Raw genomic sequence first — 24,096 nt, 5'->3', positions numbered from 1 at the left:
CCTGTTAATTCCTAATGACAGGACGAGCATGAAAAAAATTATTGGATTAACCGTCGGTATGGTGTGCCTGGCTGCAACCCTCAATGCCCAGGCAACCACCAGTGCGCAGTTGGTCGTCAGGGGCACCATTACACCTGCTGCCTGCAACCTCAGCCTGGCGGGCAGTGGCATCATCGACTACGGCACGATTCGCTCGGGCGAATTGTCCCAAACAGCGTTTAACCCGCGCGAAGAGAGGACCACTTCGCTGGTGATCAATTGCGGCACCACGCCTGCCAGGTTCGGGCTCACGTTTACCGACCTGCAAGCGGGCAGCAAGGTGACGGGCATCCTCGGCGCGGGCTTCACCGAAGCACAGAACTATGGTTTGGGTATGGTAGGCGCCCGGCGTACCGGTGGCTATTCGGTGACTCTCAAGGACCTCAGGTCCTCCGGCACAACGCTGTTTCCGATCATGCGCAGCGGCCTGGGGGCCTGGTACAACAGCGATGGCAAAGTGGCCCAGTCGCCGAGCCAGTACTCTTGGCGTAATGGCACGACGATTACCCCTGCCGCTATCAGCCAATTGACCGGTACGCTCGCGGTGAAAGCGGTAATCAACAAGGCTCGGGATCTGGATTTAAGCCGCGACATTTCCATTGATGGGCGCGCCACGCTTGTATTGAGTTACATCTAAATAACTGAAAGCAGCCGATCAAGAAACTAACCCTTTCTTATTGGCTGTTTTTCTATGGCTGCGCGATTGCCAATCGTCAATGGCATGAGTTGAGGGGAATACTGAGTGCGTGGTTTTTTAATAAGTTGTGTATGGCTGTGGCATCTTTTTTTTAGTGCTGTTGCCACCGCCGACGGTATGTTGCCGGAAACAACAGTGGTGGTGCTTTATGAAGAGGACGGCGAAGCCACCCTGAGTATCAAGAACACCGATGCGGGGCCCGCGCTGCTGCATTCCGTGGTTGAGAATGTGCCTGAAGACCTGGAGCCGCTACTGATTGTCACACCGCCAGTTACCCGTGTGGAGGCAGGCGACACCCAGCTGGTGCGTTTTATCAGCACCCTGAAACAGCCGCTCAAGACCCAGCGGCTCAAGCGCGTGTCGTTTGAGGGCATCCCCCAGGCGCGGGCTGCGGGTGGTGCGACCATTGGCATCACCCTGCGGCAGAATTTGCCGCTTATCCTGCACCCCCAAGGCCTGCCGCGACACCATACGCCGTGGGAATTGTTGACCTGGAAGCGCGTCGGGGACCGGCTCAGCGTCCACAACGACAGCGCCTATGTGGTGCGCCTGGCGCCAGATGTGCAGCTGCTGCCACAAGGCACACTGGCGACATTGCCGCGCACTTACATCTTGCCGGGTGAGGCATTGGTGGCGAAGGGCGAAGGTACTCTGGGCAATGTGGCTCAAGTAGAGATCCAGCCCGCCACGGTCTACGGGTTTTCGGTAGACGGCTACCGAGCGCCGGTCATCACCGATGAAGGTTGATCGGTTCATGAGGCTTCCTTCGAGGCGCGACATTGCCGGTACTGCCTGGCCCGGTCGATCCACGTTATCCATCGGCTTTGCGGCGCTCTGGAGTCTGCCTGGTATGGCGACCGCGCTGGAACTCGGGGAAGGGTTTGACCTGGCGGCCCTCACAACCCACGGCATAGACCCCAAGGTTGCCGATTACTTTCGCAGTGCGGCGCGCTTTCGCGAAGGTGTCCAGGTGGTGGGGTTGCGGGTCAATGGCAACCCGCTTGGGCGGGTGGATGCCCGGTTTGGTTCGCAGGGTGAGTTGTGTTTCACCCCAGGTTTACTTGAGAAGGCCGGGCTGGTTAAACCCGGCGCAATCCTGCAGCCCGGCGCCAGGCCCGACCAGGCCTGCCATGACTTTCTCGGCGCATTCCCGGCGACGATGGTGCGGCTGCGCCCCGGCAACGACGAAGTGGTGCTGGTGGTGCCGACCCAGGCCTTGCGCGAACCCCAGTGGGAAAGCGGGAATTTTTCCCACGGCGGCGCGGCAGCGTTGTTCAACTATGACGTGCTGGGTTACGACAGCCATTTGCGCAGTGGGCCCAGCCGGTTCGTGTCGGCTTATACAGAGGCGGGCTTCAACCTCGACGACTGGATTGTCCGCAGCCGCCAGTTCTATGTGTCTGACAACGGCCAGACCCGTACCGAACACTTGCACGCTTATGCCCAGCGGGATATCGCCGGGTTGCAGTCGACGTTCCAGGCAGGCCAGATCTCCAGCAATAACCCGTTGTTTGGCGGGATCCAACTGTCGGGCGTGCAGTTCTCCCCCGATGGGCAGGCCAGAACACCCGCAGGCGGCAATAACGCAGTGGTCGAGGGGTTGGCCCAAAGCCAATCGCGGGTCGAAATACGCCAGTCCGGTGTGTTGGTCCACAGTACGTTGGTGCCTGAAGGACCGTTCCGGCTGACGGGCTTGCCCCTGCTTAACACCACCAGCGACCTTGAGGTCAGTGTAATTGACGTGCGGGGTGCCAAGCGCAGTTTCGTGGTGCCGGCGGCATCGTTCGCGGGGGCTACCCCGGCGGCGCCTGGATACTATTTGTCGGTGGGCGAGTTGCGCAGAACGGCGGGTGAGGAAGGGCCTTCACCGGTGATCGCCATGGGCAGTGGTACCTGGGGGCTGGGGAGCCACTCGTCTGCGGGTTTTGGCTTGTTGAGTACCGATGACTATTGGGCGGCAGGGGGCTCCCTGAGCAGCGTGTTTTTCCAGCGGGTTTCTGTCAACGCACGCCATAACCTGTCCCGGGACAGCCAGAAAGCCGTGTCCGGCTCACGCAGCAGCCTGTCACTGAGCAGCCCGGTCGGGGCCAATATCGACGTCAACCTCAGCGCCACTACCCAGACGCGTGGTTACCGTGAAGTCACTGAAGTGGGCCAGTCGCTCAGGGCCGATGATCTCGATTCCCACTTTAAAAACCAGTACACCGCGGGCGTGAGCTGGGCCGACCCCACGCTGGGCGTATTTTCTTTGAATTACACCCGCAGCGCTCAATTTGGCGGGCAAACCAGCGAGCATGTGTTTGCCTCATGGAACAAGTCGTTTGGCCATGCCGATGTGGCGCTGATCGCTGATTCACAGGTAGGGGGTTCACGGGCTGGCCGTGACGCCACCTATACTGGCAGCCGGCGTGATCGTGCCGTGGATAACGATGTGTCCCTGCGGTTGCAGGTCAGCGTGCCGCTGGGCGGCGATCGCCGTGTGAGCAGCTACACCAGCCGCCGTGGGGAGCAATTTACCGCTGGCACTGCACTGAGCGAGCGGGTCAACGAGTATGTGAACTACGAAGTGGGAGTTGAGCGTGACATGCGGGCCAGGGAGCAATCGTTGCGTGGGCAAGTGGACTTGTTGCCACGCTATACGCGAGTGGGCCTGGGCGTTAGCCGTGACCCGCTGGGCACCAGCTACACCGGCCAATGGCAGGGTGGTGCGGTGGCTCACGAAGGCGGGCTGACCTTTTCGCCCTACAGCGTGCAGGACACGTTCGGCATCGTCTCGGTCGGCGATATCGGCTCGGCGAAAGTCGAGACGCCACAAGGCCCGGTATGGACCGACTTCAGCGGCCAGGCGGTAATCGCCGGCTTGCCGGCCTACACCAACAGCCGCGTCCAGGTGCAGACCCCTTCCTTGCCCAAACGGGTGGACCTGAAAAACGGCACCCAGGTCCTTGCGGCAGGCCGAGGCTCGTTCAATAACGTGGATTTTGACGTGGTGAAAGTACGCCGGATGCTGGTAACCGCCAACGATCAGCACGGCCGACCATTGCCTCAGGGCGCCTCGGTCTTGGGCAAGGGCAATCGCTTCATCACCAGTGTGGTGGGCGAGGGCATGATTTTCCTCAACGACGTCTCCGAGTCGCAAAGCCTGAAAGTTTCATTGCCGGACTCTTCCACTTGCCTGTTGCACATCGACCCCGAGGCCAAGCCTGACAATGACAAATTCTATGAAGCGGTATCGGCGGTGTGCCAGGGTGGTTAAGCGTGCAAGCCTGCCCTTGGCCCTGTTATGCATGTTGCTGGCAGCACTTGATGCGCAAGCTGAAAACTGTCGGCTATCGCTGAGCCAGTCGCGCATCGACTATGGGCCGATATACCGGGATGCAGTGGTTGAAAATGCCGCTGTGGTGCTGGCTACCCGCACGTTCAGCATGACCGTACTCTGCGCGGAGCCGGCGGCAATGGCCCTGCGTTTTGTCGCAGCGCCTGCCGATGGGCAAGGGTTTCGGTTTGGTCGTGAGGGGCGTTTGCGCTTGCGTCTCAAGCATGCCCAGGTCGACGGGCGAGCAGTCGGCTGGTCGTCTGCTCAAGCACCTGATGAGTCGGCCAGCGGCCAGTTGTTACCCGGCCAGGCCTTGATTGCGCGAGTCTCAGGTGTGCCGGTGACAGGGCGCAGGCTCACCGCCCAGGTCGATATTGACACCGAACTGCCCTTCGACGCGTTGATGGTACGCACGCAGGCCCACCTTGAAGGGCAGGGCCGTTTCGAACTGGTTAGCCCGGCTGTTCCACCGAGCCAATGAAGTTAGCCAGCTCGGCCGTTTTCGGGTTGGCGAACAGTATCTTCGGGTCACCGGTTTCATGTACCTTGCCCTGGTGCATGAACACGAGCTTGTCGCCGACCTCACGGGCAAAACGCATTTCGTGAGTCACCATGATCAGGGTCATGCCGTCCTGGGCCAGTTGGCGCACCACGCTCAGCACTTCATTGACCAGTTCGGGGTCCAGGGCTGAAGTGATCTCGTCGCACAGCAGCACCTTGGGCGACATGGCCAGGGCGCGGGCAATGGCGACGCGCTGTTGCTGGCCGCCGGACAGGCGATCGGGAAAGGCGTCGAATTTTTCGCCCAGCCCGACCCGGTCCAGCATCTGCCTGGCCAGTTGGGCGGCCTTGGCCTTGGGCACTTTCTGCACCACTTGCGGCGCCAGCATCACGTTCTCGCCCACGGTCAGGTGCGGGAACAGATTGAATTGCTGGAACACCATGCCGACCTTCTGCCGCAGGCTGCGCAGGTCGGCGCGGGCGGCGTCGAGGTATTCGCCATCGACTTCGATTACACCGTCGTTGATCGACTCCAGGCCATTGAGGGTGCGCAGCAAGGTGGACTTGCCCGAGCCGCTGCGGCCGATGATCGCGACCACCTGGCCTTCGTCCACCGTCAAGTCGATGCCCTTGAGTACGTGGTGATCGCCGTAATACTTATGCAGGGCAGAAATTCTAAGCAGAGGCATGCAGTCTCCTTTCCAGGTAGCGCGCACTGAGGGACAAGGGGTAACAGAGCAAAAAGTAACCGAGGGCCACCAGGCCGTAGACCATGAAGGGTTCAAAGGTGGCGTTGGCGAGCATGCCGCCCGTCTTGGTCAGTTCGGTGAAGCCGATGATCGAGGTCACGGCGGTGCCTTTGACCACCTGCACCGAAAAGCCCACCGTCGGCGCGACAGCAATGCGCAGCGCCTGGGGCAGGATCACATAGCGCAGTTGTTCAAGCGGGTTGAGGGCCAGGCTGGCCGAGGCTTCCCATTGGCCGTGGGCAATGGAATCGACGCAACCGCGCCATATTTCAGCCAGGTAGGCACTGGTAAACAGGGTCAAGGCAATTGCCGCTGCCAGCCAGGGCGATATGTCCACGCCAAGCAGGGCAACGCCGAAAAACACCAGGAACAGCTGCATCAGCAGTGGCGTGCCCTGGAACAGTTCGATATAGGTGCGGGCCATATTGCGTGAGAACGCTTTGCGGCTGATGCGCAGGGTCATCACCAATAAGCCGATCAGGCCGCCGCCCACAAACGCCACCAATGACAGCAACAGCGTCCATTGCAGGCCGGTCAGCAGGTTGCGCACAATGTCCCAGAACGAAAAATCACTCATCGGCTGTTCCTCATGACAAACTGTCGGCCGATCCAGTTGAGCAATTGGCGAATCATCAGCGCCATGCACAGGTACACCAGGGTGGTCAGGGCATAGGTTTCAAAGGCACGGAAATTACGCGACTGGATAAAGTTGGCGGCAAAGCTCAATTCTTCAGTCGCAATCTGCGAACACACCGCCGAACCGAGCATCACGATGATGATCTGGCTGCTCAGGGCGGGCCACACCTTGCCCAGGGCCGGCAGCAGCACCACATGGCGAAACGCTTCAAAGCGCGTCATTGCCAGTGCCGCGGCCGCCTCCAGTTGCCCCCGTGGGATGGCCTGGATGCCGGCACGGATGATCTCGGTGGAGTAGGCCCCCAGGTTGATCACCATCGCCAGCACGGCGGCTTGCCACTCGGTAATTTTCAACCCGAGGGATGGCAGGCCGAAGAAGATGAAGAACAGTTGCACCAGGAACGGTGTGTTGCGGATCAACTCGACATACACACCAAAGACCCACGCAAACGGTTGGATCTTCCACGCCCGTACCACGGCGCCGACAGTGCCCAGGGCCACGCCGAGGATGGCGCCAATGGCCGTCAGCTCAAGGGTGAACAGCGCGCCACGCAGGAGCAGGTCGGTATTGGCCAGCACCGGCACAAAGTCGAATTGATAGGCCATCTTTGAGCTCCGCGTCAGAGGTCGGCAGGCAGCGGTTCTTTGAGCCACTGCATCGCGTTTTTCCCAAGGCTGCCGTCAGCCTTGGCTGCCACCAGGATCTGGTTGACCTTTTCCAGCAGCGCCGGCTCGTTCTTGTTCACGCCTACGTACACCGGCGAATCCTTGAGTTTCACCTTCAGTGCCGGTACGCGCTTGGGGTTGCGTTCGCTGATGGCCACCATGACCACGTTGCCACTGGCGATCAGGTCGACCTGGCCGGCCAGGTAGGCGGCGATGGTGGAGTTGTTGTCTTCAAAACGCTTGATCGTGGCTTCCTTGGGCGCTACCGCGGTCAGCTCGATGTCTTCGATGGCGCCACGGGTCACGCTGATGGTCTTGCCCTTGAGGTCGTCGAGGCTGGCGATGGCGGCATCAGGCGGCCCAAACACGGCAAGGTAGAACGGCGCGTAGGCGTTGGAGAAGTCGATGACCTTTGCGCGCTCGGGGTTCTTGCCCAGGCTGGAAATAACCAGGTCGACTTTGCCAGTGGTGAGGAACGGTATGCGGTTGGTGCTGTTGACCGGCGTCAGTTCCAGCTTGACCTTGAGTTGGTCGGCCAGCAGCTTGGCGGTGTCGATGTCCAGGCCCCGGGGTTGCATGTCAGGGCCGACCGAACCAAACGGCGGGAAGTCCTGGGGGACGGCAACCTTCAGGGTGCCACGAGCGACGATGTCATCCAGACCACTCGCCTGGGCGGGTGCCTGGCTCAGCATCAGGCTGGCAAACAGGGCAGTGAGCAGGGCGCTGTAGCGCTTGGTCATGGCAACTCTCCGAAAAAGGCGAAGGAATTTTCTGAGTTTGCCCAGTGCACAGCCCATGCCAGCACCGTTCGGATCGTCTGCAAGGCTGATGTTTGTTGAGGTGCAGTGGTCTTACTGGTCTGAACAGTGGTCAGGTTTCCAGCACCCTTTTCGAGCGTTTGCAAAAAGCCGCGAGCGCCTTTGGGGCGTGGCTTGCAGCCAGCTATGAATAGTTTTACAACGGGTCACACACGCTATCGGGAACCCTGAGCTTTTTATGAATTCCATTGCCCAAGCCGTACCGGAAGCGGCCTTGCAGGCCATCCGCAAACTGATCAAGGAGCAAGGCTTTGGGCCGGGCGACGCGCTGCCATCCCAGCGCGACCTGGCCCTGCAATTGGGGGTGAGCCGGGCGTCGTTGCGTGAGGCGCTGTCGTCCCTCAGCGCTTTGGGCGTGGTCAACGTGCAGCCGGGCAAGGGCGTGTTCGTGCAGGACGTGCAAGAGGCACCGGGGTTCGCCTGGCCCTTCGCGGCGCAGGCCACGCCGCCGGATATCTTCCAGCTGCGCTACGCCTTGGAGGGGTTTGCGGCGGGGTTGGCAGCAGTGACACTGACCCTCGATGCACTGGACAGCCTGCAAGACAACGTCCAAGCCATGCGCAAAGTGCTCAAGGCGGGCGACTTCGAAGCGGCCGCCCGCCTGGACTTCGAATTTCATCAGCGTATTCTGCTGGCCAGCGGTAACCAGGCCATGGTGAGCATCCTGAGCGCCAGCGCCGAGGTGTTTCTGGAAAGTCAGAAGCTACCGTTCATCCGGCCGGAACGGGCCATGGAAACCTGGCAGGAACATCGCAGAATCCTGCGCGCCCTGGCCCGCCGCAACAGTACGGCGGCGCAGAAAACCATGCAGGAACATATACGTAATGCAGCGTTGCGCACGGGCATTGCGTTCATGACGCCCGCCACGCCGTGACAGAGTCATACCCACGCTCATTCAACCTCATAGCAAGACTCAATCAGACGCGGCTTCCTGAACAGGGGAAGGGCGGCTATGATGGGCAACGTTTTTTTTGCTTACAATCCGGAGACATCCATGAGCAGCGATCTTATCAAGCACGTCACCGACGCGACCTTTGAAGCCGAAGTCCTCAAGGCTGACGGCCCGGTGCTGGTTGACTACTGGGCTGAATGGTGCGGCCCTTGCAAAATGATCGCTCCGGTCCTGGACGACATTGCAACCACCTACGCAGGCAAGCTGACCATTGCCAAGCTGAACATCGACGAGAACCAGGACACCCCGGCCAAGCATGGCGTGCGTGGTATCCCGACCCTGATGCTGTTCAAGAACGGCAATGTCGAAGCGACTAAAGTGGGTGCTCTGTCGAAGTCCCAGTTGCAAGCTTTCCTCGACGCGAGCCTCTAAGCGTCGTCAAAAAAGCCCCGCAAATTGCGGGGCTTTTTCGTAAAACAGGGCTAGACGCTCCGAAATCCAGGTGGTACATTCGGCCCCGCAGTGGTTTCTCCACTGCCCCCTGCAAGCCGTCGCCGACGCATTCCTTTTCGATTAGTACGCGATCCTGTCGCCTTCTCTGCGGCGCGGCCTCATTAAGCCAAAAGCTTAATTTCCCCCCTCCATAAATGATTACGTCATTCCTATATGAATCTGACTGAACTCAAGCAAAAGCCGATTACCGACCTGCTCCAACTGGCCGAAGAAATGGGCATAGAAAATATGGCCCGTTCGCGCAAGCAGGACGTGATTTTCTCCCTGCTCAAGAAGCACGCGAAAAGCGGCGAGGAAATCTCCGGTGATGGCGTGCTGGAGATTCTCCAGGACGGCTTCGGCTTCCTCCGCTCTGCAGATGCGTCCTATCTCGCCGGCCCAGATGATATCTACGTCTCGCCGAGCCAGATCCGTCGCTTCAACTTGCGCACCGGTGACACCATCGTTGGCAAGATCCGTCCTCCGAAGGAAGGCGAGCGTTACTTCGCCCTGCTCAAGGTCGACACGATCAACTTCGATCGCCCCGAGAACGCGAAAAACAAGATTCTCTTCGAGAACCTGACGCCGCTGTTCCCGACCGTGCGCATGAAGATGGAAGCCGGTAACGGCTCCACCGAAGACTTGACCGGTCGTGTGATTGACCTCTGCGCTCCAATCGGCAAAGGCCAGCGTGGCCTGATCGTCGCACCGCCGAAAGCCGGTAAAACGATCATGCTGCAGAACATTGCAGCGAACATCGCACGTAACAACCCTGAAGTTCACCTGATCGTACTGTTGATCGATGAGCGTCCGGAAGAAGTGACCGAGATGCAGCGCACCGTGCGCGGCGAAGTGGTTGCCTCGACGTTCGATGAGCCGCCAACCCGCCACGTGCAGGTTGCAGAAATGGTGATCGAAAAGGCCAAGCGCCTGGTCGAACACAAGAAAGACGTGGTGATCCTGCTCGACTCCATCACTCGTCTGGCCCGCGCCTACAACACCGTGATCCCGAGCTCCGGCAAGGTGCTGACCGGTGGTGTCGATGCCCACGCCCTGGAAAAACCAAAGCGTTTCTTCGGCGCTGCGCGCAACATCGAAGAAGGCGGCTCGCTGACCATTATCGCCACCGCGCTGGTTGAAACCGGCTCGAAGATGGACGAAGTGATCTACGAAGAGTTCAAGGGTACCGGCAACATGGAACTGCCTTTGGACCGTCGCATCGCTGAAAAGCGTGTGTTCCCTGCGATCAACATCAACCGCTCCGGCACCCGCCGCGAAGAGCTGCTGACCGCAGACGACGAACTGCAGCGTATGTGGATCCTGCGCAAGCTGCTGCACCCGATGGACGAAGTCGCTGCCATCGAGTTTCTGATCGACAAGCTGAAAACCACCAAGACCAACGACGAGTTCTTCCTGTCGATGAAACGCAAGTAATACAGCGTTTCAGGTCCAAAAAAATGGCGCCCTTAATGGGGGGCCATTTTTTTTTGCGTCGAGATTCTGCGATTTTTGTGGCATAAGTATCCGTTAAGTAACAAAAATTGACGCGTGACTTCGCTCATCCCTTTCGTCGCAGACTGACCACATTCTTATGACCACCCTTGCTTACCGCAGAGACATCGATGGCCTGCGTGCCATCGCTGTCCTTGCAGTCGTGTTGTTCCACTTTGGTGTCCCTGGCATTACTGGCGGTTTTGTTGGCGTTGACGTCTTTTTCGTCATCTCGGGCTTTCTGATTACGTCAATTATCTGGCGTGAGCGTCAAGCCGGACGCTTCAGCTTCATCGACTTCTGGGCTCGCCGTGCCCGGCGTATCTTGCCGGCCCTGTTTGTGATGATCGCGGCGACACTGGCAGTGGGTTGGTTTCTGTTGGCGCCCAAGGACTATGAAGAGTTGGGGCGGTCTGCGCATTATCAGGTGACTTTTACCTCGAACCTGTTGTTCTCGCGCCAGCACGGCTATTTCGATGCTTCATCAGACATCAAACCCCTGTTGCATACCTGGTCATTGGCGGTAGAAGAGCAGTTCTATATTTTCTTCCCATTGCTGTTGACCTTGCTTTCCAGCCGTTTGAAGCACTGGCGCCTGGCATTGTTCGCGGTGCTGCTGGCGTCGTTTGGCATGAGCGTCTGGGCGGTTCAGCATGAGCCACAGAAAGCTTTCTTCCTGTTGCATCTACGGGCCTGGGAGCTACTGGCCGGTGCGATGCTGGCGGTGCAGCCCAAGCGTGAGTGGCGCGCGTCGCCGGCCTTGGCGCAAGGGATCAGCCTGGCTTCCCTGGCATTGATCCTCATCGCTGTGCTGGGCTACGACGCGAAAACGCCGTTCCCAGGCGCGACTGCGTTTTTGCCTGTGCTGGGTGTGGTCGGGTTGATCTGGGCCAACGGCCAGCAACAGACTTGGGTCGCTCGCCTGTTGGGCACGCGGATCATGGTGGGTATCGGGCTGATCTCTTATTCCTGGTACCTCTGGCACTGGCCGGTATTCGTGTACGCCAACTACGCCGCGGTGGATGGCTTGAGCGCGCTGGAACTGGGGGGGCTGATGCTGCTTTCGCTGGTGCTGGGCTATCTGTCCTGGCGCTTCGTGGAAACGCCGTTCCGGGAAAAACGTTTGCTGGCTTCGCGTAAGGCGATTCTGGCGTCAGCCATGGTCGGCATTCTGGGGCTGGGCTTCACTGGCCTTGCGATACGCGAAGCTGACGGCGTGCCTTCGCGCTTGTCCGAACAGGCGTTGCGTTTTGCCCAGGCCAAGAAGTGGAGCCCTGACCTGCTGGCGTGCATGGCCGACAAAGATACGCCCGATGAACGCTTGTTCTGCCATTTCGGCCCGAAAGACCAATCGGTTTCGGCGTTGGTATGGGGTGACAGTCACGCTACCGCGCTGATACCGGCACTCAAAGAGGGCGCTGATCGTCACGATATCAGCCTGGTCGAAGCCAGTTTTGCCGGCTGTATTCCCCTCGATGGCCTGGAAAATATTGCCCGCTGCGCGCATTTCAACCGGCGCGTCGAGAAGGCCATGGCCGAGCAGACGTTCAGCGATGTGGTGTTGGCCGCCCGCTGGAGCCTGTATGTGTATGGGCAAATGTCCGGTGACAAGGAGCATGCACTCAAAGATCCTGGCACCGGCCAGTATGTGCGTGCCGTCGCCGAACAACGCTTTGCCCAGGGCCTGCGCGAGCGCATTCGGGACTTGCGCGCTGCCGGCCACAAGGTCTGGTTGGTCAAGGAAGTGCCGCTGCAGGAAATCATCGTGCCTTACCGTCTCAGCCGCCTGGCCATGATGAACCGGCCCGTGGACGGTGAAGGGCTCGCCGTGGCCGAGCATGTGAAGCGCCAGGCCTTTATCACGCAATTGTTTGATGAATTGGCGGCTGCCGACAGCGGTGTCGCGGTGCTGGACCCCGCGCCATTACTGTGCGGCGCCGATGGGTTGTGCCGGGTCGAACTCAATGGCCGCGCGTTGTATACCGACGATAACCATCTTTCGGACGTCGGCGCGCGACACATCGAAGCCTTCCTGGAACCGTTGTTCAGTTCGTTGCAATCACGTGGATTGACGGCCAATTAAGCTGCCAGCCGCCCTCAGAGCAGGTAGGATGTACGCCTATTTTACGGGTGGCATGGTTAATGAAATTCAAGGATCTTCGGGATTTCGTGCAGCAACTTGAGCAGCGCGGAGAGTTGAAACGTATCCAGATGCCGATTTCTCCGGTGCTGGAAATGACTGAGATTTGCGACCGCACCTTGCGCAACAAGGGCCCGGCGCTGTTGTTCGAAAACCCGACCGGCTTTGATATCCCGGTGCTGGGCAACCTGTTCGGTACTCCCGAGCGCGTGGCCTTTGGCATGGGCGCCGAGTCCGTCAGCGAGCTGCGTGAGATCGGCAAGCTGCTGGCCTTTCTCAAGGAGCCCGAGCCGCCCAAGGGCTTGAAGGACGCCTGGTCCAAACTGCCGATCTTCCGCAAGATCATCGCCATGGCCCCCAAGGTGGTCAAGGACGCGGTGTGCCAGGAAGTGGTCATTGAAGGCGATGATGTCGACCTGGCCATGCTCCCGGTGCAAACCTGCTGGCCCGGCGACGTCGGCCCGTTGATCACCTGGGGCCTGACTGTCACCAAGGGCCCGAACAAGGATCGCCAGAACCTCGGTATCTACCGTCAGCAAGTCATTGGCCGTAACAAAGTGATCATGCGCTGGCTCAGCCACCGTGGCGGCGCCCTCGACTTTCGTGAGTGGTGCGAGAAGCATCCCGGCAAGCCGTTCCCGGTGTCCGTGGCCCTGGGTGCCGACCCGGCGACCATTCTCGGTGCCGTCACTCCCGTACCTGACAGCCTCTCCGAGTACGCCTTCGCCGGCTTGTTGCGCGGTAATCGCACGGAGCTGGTGAAGTGCCGCGGTAACGACCTGCAAGTGCCGGCTACCGCCGAAATCATCCTTGAAGGCGTGATTCACCCAGGTGAAATGGCCGATGAAGGCCCGTACGGCGACCACACCGGTTACTACAACGAAGTCGACAGCTTCCCGGTGTTCACCGTCGAGCGCATCACCCATCGGGTCAAGCCGATCTACCACAGTACCTACACAGGCCGTCCGCCCGATGAGCCGGCCATCCTCGGTGTGGCGCTCAACGAAGTGTTCGTGCCGATCCTGCAAAAGCAATTCCCTGAGATCACCGACTTCTACCTGCCGCCCGAGGGCTGTTCGTATCGCATGGCCATCGTCACCATGAAGAAGTCGTATCCGGGGCATGCCAAGCGGGTAATGCTCGGTGTGTGGTCGTTTTTGCGACAGTTCATGTATACCAAGTTCGTTATCGTCACCGACGACGACATCAATGCCCGGGACTGGAACGACGTGATCTGGGCCATCACCACGCGCATGGATCCCAAGCGCGACACGGTGATGATCGACAACACGCCTATCGACTACCTCGACTTCGCGTCGCCGGTATCGGGCCTTGGCTCAAAGATGGGCCTGGATGCCACGCACAAATGGCCGGGCGAAACCACGCGTGAGTGGGGCCGGGTGATCGTCAAGGATGAAGCCGTCACGGCGCGGGTCGATGCGATCTGGAAAGAATTGGGAATAGATTGATGCGTGTAACCCTGCAACCTTCCGGTGCTGTGCTGGAACTGGCCCCTGGCGAGCGAATCCTCGAGGGCGCCCGTCGCCTGGGCTATGAGTGCCCTCAGGCCTGTCGCAATGGCGTGTGCCATGTCTGCGCGGCGTTGCTGGTGGAGGGCCGGGTACGCCAAGCCGGGGAAGTGCGCGATCATGGTGAGTTCTACACCTGCATCGCCGAGCCCCTGGAAGACTGCATTGTGTTGTGGGATGGCGTACTGGCGCCAGGAGAGTTGCCGTTGCGCAAATTGTCATGCCAATTGATCGAGTGCGTGGAAGTCGGCGGCGATGTCTGGCGTGTGCGCCTGCGCGCCCCGGCCGGTAAGGCGGTGCGTTACCACGCCGGGCAATACTTGATGCTCGAACGGGAGAACGGCGAAAAGTCGGCGTTTTCTCTGGCTTCTGCGCCCCATGCCGGGCGTGAGTTGGAGCTGCATGTGCTGGTGCGCGAAGACAGTGCGCGCAACCTGATCGAACAATTGCAGCGCAACCAGATGGCTCGTGTGGAACTGCCGTTCGGTGACACCCACCTGGCCGAGTTGCCGGACGGGCCGCTGGTGCTGATGGCCGCCGGTACCGGTATGGCGCAGATGCACAGCCTGATCGAGCACTGCCGCGCTTCGGGCTTCAAGCACCCGGTGCACCTGTATTGGGGCGTACGGCGCCCGGAAGATTTCTACCAGATCGAGCACTGGAATCAGTGGCTGCAATTGCCCAATCTGTTCCTGCACAAAGTGGTCAGCGACCTGTGTGGCTGGGAAGGGCGCTGCGGTTTGCTGCATGAAGTGGTGTGCGAAGACATTGCCGACCTCAACACGGTACATGTCTACGCCAGCGGCTCACCGGCGATGATTTATGGCACCTTGGATGCATTGGTCGACGCCGGTATGGATGCTCACCGGATGCGCGCTGACGTGTTTGCCTACGCCCCAAGGCCCTAACACCTTGCGCTGAATAATGTGGGAGCAGGCAAGCCAGCTCCCACCCGCGACCGTGCTGTGTCAGAAGCGCACTCCAGTCGTCACCATTGCCGCGTTGAACCCGAGCAATACCAGCTCAGCCGCCACCGGCCCGTAATGCGTTCCCACCGATGGAATGATCACTGGCGCTACGCCAAAACGATTCAATGGGATCTTGTCGCGATACTCGCCGCGATAGCCCTGGATCAGCCCGCCGGTCAACTTCGCATACACCGGATAGTCGGCCATGTCATAGCGCTTGCCCGCATAGGCGTAGTACGAGCGTTGGCGGAACGAGTTGCGAAAGGTCACCCCGCCATACACCAGGCCCGACGCCTCATTGCGCTCCAGGCCGATCAAGTCCTGTTTGTTGTTGTGTTGCGGGTCGGGTGCAAAGTGCCGGGTGTAGATGCTGGTCTGGGCGTACCAGAAGCCTTTGTCGTCAGTGACCGTTGGCGTTTCGCTAGCCAGTGCTGTGGTGGCCTGGGCAAGCAATAGCAGGCCAGGCAATCGGAATTTTTTCATGGGCGACCTCGGTAGTCGATTTGATGAGCGGCTAAGTGGGTCGTTATAGGCGCGTCAGTTTGACGGCTTGGCACCCGCCCAGGCTGAACCGGGGCTGAAAGTACCGGGATTAGCCGCGTGGATCCTGACGAATGGGCGAGTGTGCTTATGCTTTTGCTTATTCTTTTAAGGTATTTATTCTGGTTGATGAATATCTTTAAGCTATATCGCAACGGACTACCGACTTCACCGACCATAACCAGATACTGACCGCCACCGCCCGCCAGCCGGATCGATCGTACGAACTTCGCGCATTGCAGTTCTATTTTTGATTCAAAGGGGAGCGGTATGGGCAGCTACAGGAAACACGCGCTATACACGGCGATTTTGTCGGCAAATTTGCTGACCGTTGTGGGATTCAATCCAGTTCTGGCAGACGAAACTTCTGCGGTTGATGCACCTAAACTCGACACCGTGATCGTCACCGGCACCCGCGCCCAAGAGCGCACCGCCAGTGCATCGCTGTCGCCAATCGACGTAATCTCCGGTGAAACCCTGCGCAGCACCGGCTCCGATGAGCTGGGTGCCGTATTAGCGCGCCTGATTCCGTCGATCAACTTCCCCCGACCAGGCCTGGTGGACGGCGCCGAACTCGTGCGTCCGGCGCAGTTGCGCGGCTTGTCGCCGGACCAGGTATTGGTACTGGTCAACGGCAAGCGTCGCCATACCAGTGCCTTCGTCAATCTGGGCGGTGCGGTTGGGCGCGGTTCGGCTCCGGCAGACTTGAATGCCATCTCGCTGTCGGCGGTGGACCATATCGAGGTGCTGCGCGACGGCGCTTCTGCCCGTTACGGCTCCGATGCGATCGCCGGGGTGATCAACGTGATCCTCAAGCACGCCGACCATGGCGGCTCGGTTTCCAGCAAGTTTGGCGAGTACAAAAAGGGTGACGGCATCCAGCGTAATGTCAGCGGTAATACGGGCCTGGCATTGGGCGACAATGGCTTTATCAACCTGTCTGCCGAAGGCGCCGACAACGATTACACCAACCGCGCCGGCAACGACTACCGCTCCGGCAGCATCGGCTCTACTACTTACGGCCAGCGTGTGTTCCGCCAAGGTGAGCCGGCCACCAATGAAGGCAAATTCCAGTTCAACTCGGAGTATGCCTTCAACGATGCCGCCGAGTTCTACACCTTCGGTGGCTACAGCAAGCGGCGCGGTGAAACGGCAGCCTTCTACCGGGCAAGCAACGCGTCCAACAACATCAAGGCGCTCAACCCCAACGGCTACCTGCCACTGATCAAAGGCAACCTGGAAGACACCTCGCTGGTAGTGGGCTTGCGCGGCCTGCTGGCCTACGACTGGCATTACGACTTGTCGGCCAACTACGGCAAGAACCAGTACGAATTGGGGACTGAAACCATCAACACCTCACTGGGCCTCGCGACGCCGCGTAAATTCAATAACGGCACACTGAGCAACGATCAGAAGCAAGTCAGCCTGGACCTGTCCCGTGAATTCGATGTGGGCTTTCTGCCGTATCCGGTCTCTGTGGCGTTCGGCGGTGAGTACCTGCATCAGGGCTATGAAATCGAGGCGGGCGAGCCCGCGTCCTATTACCAGACCGGCAGCTCCGGCCTGGGTGGTTTCCGCGATGCCGATGCCGGTACCAGCACGCGGCATAACTGGGCGCAGTATCTGGACCTGGAAACCAACTTCACCGAAAAGCTCAGCGCCTCGGCTGCCGTGCGCCATGAGGATTACAGTGACTTTGGTTCCAACGTCAGCGGCTCGCTGTCGGCCCGCTACGACTTCACCCCCCAGGTGGCCGTGCGCGGCAGCATCTCCAACGGTTTCCGTGCGCCGTCCCTTGCCCAGCAGAATTTTGCCTACACCTCATCGCAGTTGATCGGTAGCACCATCCAGGAAGCCGGCACTTTCCCGGCCAACCGTCAGGTCGCGCGCCTGCTGGGTGCCGAAGACCTCAAGGCCGAAAAGTCGCGCAACTACAGCCTCGGCCTGGTGCTCGAGCCGGCCGATGACCTGACCGTCACGCTCGATGTGTACCGCATCGACATCCGCGACCGCATCAGCCTGTCGTCCAACCTCAATCTCAACCCGGCCACGGTGGCCTACCTGCAAGCCAATGGCGTCGGCAATATCAACTACACCACGGCCCGTTACTTCACCAACGCCACGGACACCAGCACCGATGGCGTCGATCTGGTAGCCAACTATCGCTACCAGCTCGATAACGGCATTCGCTGGAACAGTACCGTGGGCTACAACTACAACCACACCAAAGTCACCGACGTGAAAGCCAACCCCGCGATTCTCGACAGCCTGGGGGCCAACCTGGTGCGGGTGGACCGCCGCGAGCGTATCGGTTTGCTGGGCGATACCACGCCCCAGCACAAGCTGAGCCTGGGCAATGACTTCACCTTCGGTAATTGGGCGCTGCACACTAACCTGGTGCGCTATGGTGAGTTCACCAGTTATCAGACGGACAAGGTCAACGATCAGACCTTCAAGGCCGCCTGGGTGCTGGACCTGTCGGCGGATTACAAGTTGAAGAACTGGACCTTCACCCTGGGTGGCGACAACGTCACCGATAAGTACCCGGAGAAGGTTAACGCCTTCGCCAGCAGCGGCGGCAACCTCGCCTACAGCACTTTTTCGCCGTACGGTTACAGCGGCGCGTTCTATTACGGTAAAGTCGCTTACAACTGGTAACACACAGGAGGCGCACCGCTTTTCGCCATGACCGCCATTGAAACCGATCTTCTGCAATTGGCTTACCCTCCGCGGCTCGATCTGGGGCCGCAACTCACTCACGAACAATTGATGAGCTCGATGCAAGCCACCATGGCTCGGCACAAGGGTGGGCCGGTGTGGCTGTTTGCGTATGGGTCGCTGATCTGGCGCCCTGAATGCTCGTCGACCGAGCGGGTACGTGCACGGGTTCACGGTTATCACCGTGGCTTGTATTTGTGGTCACACGAGCATCGCGGTACGCCGGAGCTGCCGGGGCTGGTGTTTGGGTTGGATCGCGGTGGTTCCTGCAGCGGGTTTGCCTACCGCTTGCGGGAGGACCAGTTGGAGGCCTCGCTTTACGCCCTGTGGCAGCGTGAGATGCCTTACCCCTCGTACCGGCCGCACTGGCTCAGTTGCCGATTGGAAGATGGCAGCACCGTCCAGGCGTTGGGGTTTGTGTTGGAGCGGCATTTGCCCAGCTATGCCGGCAACTTGCCCGATATCGTGCTTAATCATGTACTGCAAAGCGCTTGCGGGCGTTACGGTACGACTCGCGATTATGTCGAGCAGACCGTGAACGCCCTGCGTAGCCACGCCATGCCAGATAAAAACCTGGAGGCGCGGCTCAAGCGTTGTGCCAAGGATTGCCTGGGCGGTTAACGCGCCGAGCTGACACTGTTGGTGTGCCACAGCGTAGGGATCAGGAACGCGATCGCCAGTACGCAGGCGCTGATCAACAGTACAAAGCCGCCGTCCCAGCCGAAATGGTCAACCGTATAGCCCATGGCGGCACTTGCCGCTACCGAACCGCCCAGGTAACCGAACAAGCCGGTGAAGCCTGCTGCGGTACCGGCGGCCTTCTTCGGAGCCAGTTCCAGTGCCTGCAGGCCGATCAGCATCACCGGGCCGTAGATCAGGAAGCCGATGGAGAACAGCGCAATCATGTCGATCATCGGGTTGCCCGGCGGGTTGAGCCAGTAAACCAGGGTTGCCACTGTCACCAGGGCCATGAACACGATGCCGGTCAGGCCGCGGTTGCCACGGAAGATCTTGTCCGACATCCAGCCGCATAGCAGCGTACCCGGGATACCTGCCCACTCGTAGAAGAAGTACGCCCAGGACGACTTATCGACCGTGAAGTGCTTGGCTTCTTTCAAGTAGGTCGGCGCCCAGTCCAGTACGCCGTAACGCAACAGATAGACGAACACGTTGGCGAAGGCGATGTACCAGAGCATTTTGTTGCGCAGCACGTACTTGACGAAGATTTCCTTGGCGCTGAATTCGTCTTCGTGGCTGGCGTCGTAACCTTCCGGATAGTCGTTCTTGTACTGCTCGATAGGCGGCAGGCCCACCGATTGCGGGGTGTCGCGCATGGTGATGAAGGCAAACGCCGCCACCGCCAGGGCCACGGTGGCCGGCACGTAGAACGCCGCATGCCAGTCGTTGAACCACGCCATGCCGAGCAGGAACAGCGGGCCGATCAAGCCACCCCCGACGTTATGCGCCACGTTCCACACGGACACCACGCCGCCGCGTTCTTTCTGCGACCACCAGTGCACCATGGTCCGCCCACTTGGCGGCCAGCCCATGCCCTGGGCCCAGCCGTTGATGAACAGCAAAATGAACATCATGGTCACGCTGGAGGTTGCCCAAGGCGCGAAACCGAAAATGAACATCACCCCCGCCGAAACCAGCAGGCCGAAGGGCAGGAAGTAACGTGGGTTGGAGCGGTCGGACACCAGGCCCATCAGGAACTTGGACAAGCCGTAGGCAATCGCGATCGCCGACATTGCCAGGCCCAGTTCACCACGGGTGTAACCCTCGTCGATCAGGTAGGGCATGGCCAGGGAGAAGTTTTTACGCAGCAGGTAGTAGCCGGCGTAACCAAAGAAAATACCCGCGAAGATCTGCCAGCGCAGCCGTCGGTAGGTACTGTCTATTTTTTCTTCAGGCAGGGGCGCCTGGTGTGCGGCAGGACGAAAGAAAGCAAACATTCAAGAGCTCCAAATTTCTTGTTTTGACTGCGGATGCGAATGTTACAGTTTCGTTACCGAAAATAGCATCGCCTCTTATCCGCAAACACAGGAAACGAGAGCAATTGCATGTTCTTTTACGAACATGTCGCCTATAGATAAGTGATGGTCGTGGTTAGGTCCTAAGACCCAGCCCTTTCAAGGTCTTTTCGTCTTGGCAGCCTTGATTATCCGGTCCGTTGAAACATGCGCATTCACCGCGGTGCCTTTAACCCATGTTTTGGGCTTGGGTACCTTGGGGCCACGGGGGCTTTTCGCAACTTGTTTAGGTTGGATATTTCTGGCAAGCGCCAATAAGTGCTGAGCCAGTTTTTCCAACGGAATGACAGGAAAATGTTCCGAGGGCAGCGCAATCTGCATTCCCTCATATCCACTCCTGACCTGAACCGCTAAATGGTAAATCGAGGCTTCCCATCCTTCAGGCTGGGTATCCCGATGAGCTTGTTCAACACTGCGTTTGAGAACAGCCAGGACGTTGTAAGCCAATACCGCCGTTGCGAACCCCAGTAAGGCAGCCTTTGGGCTGCCAAGGGTTTCGATCTCACTTTCCAGGATCGCTTCCAGTCGCTGGAACATACCTTCAATGCTCCAGCGGCGGCGATACAGTTCGGCGATCTGTTGCGCACTGACGCTCTCAGGCAGGTTGCTCCAGAACATCAAGCTGCTGTCGCCGGAGTCCGTTGGCGAATGAAGCGTCAGTTCGACACGCCGACATTGGTAACCGCCTTTGACCTGGATGATCTGCTCACGCACAGTGCCAGTTTCCACAGGTACTGGCTCTTGCCACTCACCCTCTTGAATCAAGCGTGGATGCTTGGCTTGCTGACGAATGACAAAGCAAGTTTGGACTTGCTCACAAGCCTCCATAACCGGGAGCGTGCAATAAAGCCGGTCAGCCAGCCACACTTGGCCTGGCTCGGCATTGGCCAATAAAGGCAGCACACAAACGCGCTCGCTTGCGTAGGCATCCTCACACGCCTGAAGGTCGACGACCTGATCCAGATCGGGATCGTATGCAACAACCGAAAAACCGGGACGAGCGGCGCCGCGCTCGTTGCGTAAAGCTCCCAGACGTTTTTCAGTGGATGCCAGATGATTACCGTCCACTACCCGAACCTGCCAACCCGGCAGCATCGCCGTGCAGCCCAGCTCCCGGATGGTTGGAGCCAGGCGCTGTGCACAGCCCGTAATCAGGGCGCGCAACAGAGCAGGCTCGGTACGACTGATCTTGTCGTAGAGAGCCGCCAGGCTGACCGGAAGGTCCTCCAGTTGTCGCGCGGCGGCGTGCAGAGATGGCTTCAAGCCCAATGAAACAAGGGACATTAGCTTGATGATGGTCGAGAACAATAGCTCACGAGAATACTGCCGTTGCCGGTGTTCTTCGAAAACCTGATCAATCCACTCGGGGGCAATAGCCTGCTGCAGCGCCAGTTTGGCCATGACACTGGCAGGTGCTTTTTTCTCGAAACGCGCTAGAACTTCCGCCCACATCGTTTAGGTACCCCCTGAATGAATTTCAGGGGATTTTACAGAAGACCTTGAAAGGGCTGGTCCTAAGACCGCGAAGTAACTACTGTGGGAGCTGGCTTGCCTGCGATAGCGGTGGGTCAGCTTCATCTGTAGCAGCTGACCCACCGCTATCGCAGGCAAGCCAGCTCCCACATGGATTGCATTTCAGGTGTGTTATCGGGTTTGGACAACTATTTTACCCACCGCCTTGCGCTGTCCCAGATCATTGATCGCCTGGGCGGCCTGTTCCAGCGGATACACCTGCGACACCAGCGGCTTGAGCTTGCCCTCGCCATACCAGGTGAACAGCTGCTGGAAATTCGCTGCATTGTCCTGCGGTTGGCGCTGGGCAAACGAACCCCAGAACACCCCGACCACCGCTGCGCCCTTGAGCAACGCCAGGTTCACCGGCAGTTCAGGAATACGCCCGCTGGCGAAACCCACCACCAACAGGCGCCCATTCCAGGCGATCGAACGAATGGCCTGGTCAAACAGGTCACCCCCCACCGGGTCGTAAATCACGTCAGCGCCATTGCCATCGGTCATGCGCTTGACCTCATCCTTGAGGCTGGATTCGCTGTAGTTGATCAGCTCATCGGCGCCGGCCGCCTTGGCCACTGCGAGCTTGTCGGCGCTGCTGGCGGCGGCAATCACCCGGGCGCCCATGGCCTTGCCGATCTCCACGGCGGCCAAGCCCACGCCGCCGGACGCGCCAAGCACCAGCAGGGTCTCGCCAGGTTGCAGGTTGGCGCGTTGTTTCAGCGCATGCATGGAGGTGCCGTAGGTCATGCTGAAGGCGGCGGCGGTGTTGAAATCCATGCTCGGCGGGATCGGCAGCACGTTATAGCCGGGCACCGCGACCTGCTCGGCAAAGCTGCCCCAGCCGGTCAGCGCCATCACACGGTCCCCGACTTTCAGATGGCTGACTTTCTCACCCACTTCACTGACCACGCCTGCCGCTTCACCACCGGGTGAGAACGGAAAGGGCGGCTTGAACTGGTATTTGCCTTCGATGATCAGCGTGTCCGGGAAATTCACCCCGGCCGCGTGCACGTCCAACAGGATTTCGTTCTTCTTGATCGCGGGGCTGGCGATCTCTTCCAGCACCAGGGTTTCGGCGGGGCCGAAGGCTTTGCACAGCACAGCTTTCATCGGACTATTCCTTTTGGCGTCGTGGCCGATAAGTGTAGGAGGGTACGCCCGTGGGTCAACGAGCATGCCCGCGCCTGATAAGCCTCCATAAGCTTGTGCTCAGCCTTGCTAGCGTTATGCTACCCGGCAACCGAATTCGAGGAATGAACTGTGAAAGCGTGGATCCTGTTGATGCTGGCCCTGACCTTGCCGATGGCAGCCCAGGCCGAAGAGGCCAAAGAGGGCGAGGCGCCGAAGGTCAGCTATATCAGCCTGAGCCCGCCGTTCGTGGGCAATTACGGCCTGGATGGCACCGCCAAGCTCAAGGTCTACAAAGCCGACATTGCACTGCGCGTGACGGGTGATGAGGCGGCGAAGTTGGTCAAGGCCAACGACCCGTTGATTCGCAACCAACTGGTGGCGCTGTTTACCCAGCAGACCAACGAGACCATGAGCAGTGTGGAAGGCAAGGAAAAGCTGCGTCAGGAAGCGTTGAAGCAAACGCAGCAGGTGATGAATGATGAAACCGGCAAGCCAGTGGTAGAAGACCTGCTGTTCAACAACCTGATCATCCAGTAAGTCGCTGCGCGACTATCGCGGGCAAGCCCGCTCCCAGAGGGGTTCGCATTTCCAGTGTGGGAGCGGGCTTGCCCGCGAAGAGGCCGTGACAGGCACCGCAAGAAGCCAGTTTCAATTAAAGCAACTGGAGGACCGCTGCCCACTGCTCCGGTGTGACCGCCATGACCGAAAGCCGACTGCCCTTTTGCACCAGCGGCATTTCAGCCAGTGCAGTTTGCTGTTTTAGATAGCTGAGCCCCAGCACCTTGGAGAAGGTTTGCACATGTGCGACATCGATCGCGCTCCACGGGTTTTTCTCCGGGGTGGCCTTGGCGTCGAAATAGTGGCTTTCTGGTTCCAGCGCAGTGGGGTCCGGATAGGCGGCCCGGATGATTTTGCCGATGCCGGCAATCCCTGGCTCCGGGCAACTGGAGTGATAGAAAAAAAACTCGTCGCCCACGGCCATGGCGCGCAAAAAGTTGCGCGCCTGATAGTTGCGTACCCCGTCCCAGCGCGCTTCGCCGAGCTTTTCCAGGCCGTTGATGGAGAGTTCGTCGGGCTCGGATTTCATCAGCCAGTAGGCCATGGTTGGGCTCCTGAAAAAGGCATTGGGTAAGTTGTCGGGCAATTGCATGACAAACCGACAGTCGGTTGGCGTCAAGGTTTGCGTGTTGGTTCACGTTACCGCAGAATGCGCGCTTTTAAGCTTGAC

At 59.4% G+C, this 24,096-nt stretch carries 22 protein-coding genes; 13 read left to right on the top strand and 9 right to left on the bottom strand.

Annotation, left to right across the window (positions count from 1 at the left end):
- Positions 1 to 28 precede the first annotated feature (28 nt).
- From AB4P90_RS28405 to AB4P90_RS28390, 4 genes are all read left to right on the top strand, one after another.
- On the top strand, positions 29 to 676 hold the full coding sequence (locus tag AB4P90_RS28405; protein WP_014720430.1) for a DUF1120 domain-containing protein: 648 nt from the start codon (positions 29 to 31) through the stop codon (positions 674 to 676).
- 177 nt (positions 677 to 853) lie between these two features.
- Complete coding sequence (locus AB4P90_RS28400; protein WP_395605540.1) at positions 854 to 1,483, top strand: fimbria/pilus chaperone family protein; 630 nt, start codon at positions 854 to 856, stop codon at positions 1,481 to 1,483.
- A gap of 7 nt (positions 1,484 to 1,490) precedes the next feature.
- Positions 1,491 to 3,992: a fimbria/pilus outer membrane usher protein gene (locus AB4P90_RS28395; protein ID WP_395605539.1), complete on the top strand. Its 2,502-nt coding sequence runs from the start codon at positions 1,491 to 1,493 to the stop codon at positions 3,990 to 3,992.
- A complete protein-coding gene (locus AB4P90_RS28390; RefSeq protein ID WP_108538234.1) occupies positions 3,958 to 4,533 on the top strand; it encodes a hypothetical protein in 576 nt (191 codons plus the stop codon). Before AB4P90_RS28395 ends, AB4P90_RS28390 begins: the two co-directional genes overlap by 35 nt.
- Here the strand turns inward: AB4P90_RS28390 and AB4P90_RS28385 are convergent.
- The 4 genes from AB4P90_RS28385 to AB4P90_RS28370 are packed head-to-tail and all read right to left on the bottom strand — an operon-like array spanning position 4,505 to position 7,344.
- Positions 4,505 to 5,242: an amino acid ABC transporter ATP-binding protein gene (locus AB4P90_RS28385; RefSeq protein ID WP_395605538.1), complete on the bottom strand. Its 738-nt coding sequence runs from the start codon at positions 5,240 to 5,242 to the stop codon at positions 4,505 to 4,507. The genes AB4P90_RS28390 and AB4P90_RS28385 overlap by 29 nt on opposite strands.
- On the bottom strand, positions 5,229 to 5,879 hold the full coding sequence (locus AB4P90_RS28380) for an amino acid ABC transporter permease (protein ID WP_020301810.1): 651 nt from the start codon (positions 5,877 to 5,879) through the stop codon (positions 5,229 to 5,231). The genes AB4P90_RS28385 and AB4P90_RS28380 overlap by 14 nt, the downstream gene beginning before the upstream one ends.
- Positions 5,876 to 6,544 (bottom strand): amino acid ABC transporter permease, encoded by a 669-nt coding sequence (locus AB4P90_RS28375; RefSeq protein ID WP_395605537.1) that lies wholly within the window; start codon positions 6,542 to 6,544, stop codon positions 5,876 to 5,878. Before AB4P90_RS28375 ends, AB4P90_RS28380 begins: the two co-directional genes overlap by 4 nt.
- 14 nt (positions 6,545 to 6,558) lie before the next feature.
- Positions 6,559 to 7,344 carry a transporter substrate-binding domain-containing protein gene (locus AB4P90_RS28370; protein WP_014720423.1) on the bottom strand — a complete coding sequence of 262 codons (786 nt, stop codon included), beginning with the start codon at positions 7,342 to 7,344 and terminating at the stop codon, positions 6,559 to 6,561.
- A 256-nt stretch (positions 7,345 to 7,600) separates the two neighbouring features.
- Between AB4P90_RS28370 and AB4P90_RS28365 the strand changes: the two genes are divergently transcribed.
- The 6 genes from AB4P90_RS28365 to AB4P90_RS28340 all read left to right on the top strand — a co-directional run bounded on the left by AB4P90_RS28365 (position 7,601) and on the right by AB4P90_RS28340 (position 14,874).
- Positions 7,601 to 8,296 (top strand): FadR/GntR family transcriptional regulator, encoded by a 696-nt coding sequence (locus tag AB4P90_RS28365; protein WP_014720422.1) that lies wholly within the window; start codon positions 7,601 to 7,603, stop codon positions 8,294 to 8,296.
- A gap of 120 nt (positions 8,297 to 8,416) precedes the next feature.
- A complete protein-coding gene (gene trxA / locus AB4P90_RS28360) occupies positions 8,417 to 8,746 on the top strand; it encodes a thioredoxin TrxA (RefSeq protein ID WP_014720421.1) in 330 nt (109 codons plus the stop codon).
- 234 nt (positions 8,747 to 8,980) lie between these two features.
- Positions 8,981 to 10,240: a transcription termination factor Rho gene (rho, locus tag AB4P90_RS28355; RefSeq protein ID WP_003176825.1), complete on the top strand. Its 1,260-nt coding sequence runs from the start codon at positions 8,981 to 8,983 to the stop codon at positions 10,238 to 10,240.
- A 157-nt stretch (positions 10,241 to 10,397) separates the two neighbouring features.
- Positions 10,398 to 12,380: an acyltransferase family protein gene (locus AB4P90_RS28350; RefSeq protein ID WP_395605536.1), complete on the top strand. Its 1,983-nt coding sequence runs from the start codon at positions 10,398 to 10,400 to the stop codon at positions 12,378 to 12,380.
- Between the two features lie 59 nt (positions 12,381 to 12,439).
- The gene (gene ubiD / locus AB4P90_RS28345; protein WP_003195329.1) at positions 12,440 to 13,906 is read left to right on the top strand and encodes a 4-hydroxy-3-polyprenylbenzoate decarboxylase; all 1,467 of its coding nucleotides are present in this window, start codon (positions 12,440 to 12,442) and stop codon (positions 13,904 to 13,906) included.
- Positions 13,906 to 14,874, top strand: coding sequence for a CDP-6-deoxy-delta-3,4-glucoseen reductase (locus AB4P90_RS28340; RefSeq protein ID WP_060766870.1), 969 nt, complete (start codon positions 13,906 to 13,908; stop codon positions 14,872 to 14,874). The genes ubiD and AB4P90_RS28340 overlap by 1 nt, the downstream gene beginning before the upstream one ends.
- Before the next feature lie 60 nt (positions 14,875 to 14,934).
- Here AB4P90_RS28340 and AB4P90_RS28335 read toward each other — a convergent pair whose 3' ends face one another.
- Complete coding sequence (locus AB4P90_RS28335; RefSeq protein WP_014720418.1) at positions 14,935 to 15,417, bottom strand: hypothetical protein; 483 nt, start codon at positions 15,415 to 15,417, stop codon at positions 14,935 to 14,937.
- A gap of 327 nt (positions 15,418 to 15,744) precedes the next feature.
- On the opposite strand from AB4P90_RS28335, the gene AB4P90_RS28330 reads away from it, so the two are divergent.
- Complete coding sequence (locus tag AB4P90_RS28330; RefSeq protein ID WP_395605535.1) at positions 15,745 to 18,132, top strand: TonB-dependent receptor plug domain-containing protein; 2,388 nt, start codon at positions 15,745 to 15,747, stop codon at positions 18,130 to 18,132.
- A gap of 27 nt (positions 18,133 to 18,159) precedes the next feature.
- On the top strand, positions 18,160 to 18,813 hold the full coding sequence (locus tag AB4P90_RS28325; RefSeq protein ID WP_395605534.1) for a gamma-glutamylcyclotransferase: 654 nt from the start codon (positions 18,160 to 18,162) through the stop codon (positions 18,811 to 18,813).
- On the opposite strand, the gene glpT is transcribed toward AB4P90_RS28325, so the two are convergent.
- The 3 genes from glpT to AB4P90_RS28310 form a co-directional block, all read right to left on the bottom strand.
- A complete protein-coding gene (gene glpT, locus AB4P90_RS28320; RefSeq protein WP_014720415.1) occupies positions 18,810 to 20,147 on the bottom strand; it encodes a glycerol-3-phosphate transporter in 1,338 nt (445 codons plus the stop codon). The two genes, AB4P90_RS28325 and glpT, sit on opposite strands and share 4 nt — an antisense overlap.
- Positions 20,148 to 20,324: 177 nt before the next feature.
- Positions 20,325 to 21,626, bottom strand: coding sequence for an IS4 family transposase (locus tag AB4P90_RS28315; RefSeq protein WP_074059269.1), 1,302 nt, complete (start codon positions 21,624 to 21,626; stop codon positions 20,325 to 20,327).
- A gap of 243 nt (positions 21,627 to 21,869) precedes the next feature.
- Positions 21,870 to 22,847 carry an NADPH:quinone oxidoreductase family protein gene (locus tag AB4P90_RS28310; protein WP_137270692.1) on the bottom strand — a complete coding sequence of 326 codons (978 nt, stop codon included), beginning with the start codon at positions 22,845 to 22,847 and terminating at the stop codon, positions 21,870 to 21,872.
- A 150-nt stretch (positions 22,848 to 22,997) separates the two neighbouring features.
- Here AB4P90_RS28310 and AB4P90_RS28305 point away from each other — a divergent pair, with 150 nt between their 5' ends.
- On the top strand, positions 22,998 to 23,405 hold the full coding sequence (locus AB4P90_RS28305) for a flagellar basal body-associated protein FliL (RefSeq protein ID WP_014720413.1): 408 nt from the start codon (positions 22,998 to 23,000) through the stop codon (positions 23,403 to 23,405).
- Between the two features lie 115 nt (positions 23,406 to 23,520).
- Here the strand turns inward: AB4P90_RS28305 and AB4P90_RS28300 are convergent, their stop codons facing one another.
- Positions 23,521 to 23,970 carry an EVE domain-containing protein gene (locus AB4P90_RS28300; RefSeq protein WP_395605533.1) on the bottom strand — a complete coding sequence of 150 codons (450 nt, stop codon included), beginning with the start codon at positions 23,968 to 23,970 and terminating at the stop codon, positions 23,521 to 23,523.
- Positions 23,971 to 24,096 lie beyond the last annotated feature (126 nt).

This window comes from Pseudomonas sp. B16120 (genome assembly GCF_044218845.1).
Lineage (GTDB): Bacteria > Pseudomonadota > Gammaproteobacteria > Pseudomonadales > Pseudomonadaceae > Aquipseudomonas > Aquipseudomonas paracarnis.
The sequence above is the reverse complement of the archived record's forward strand: the minus strand, read 5'-3'. Positions and strand labels throughout refer to the sequence as shown.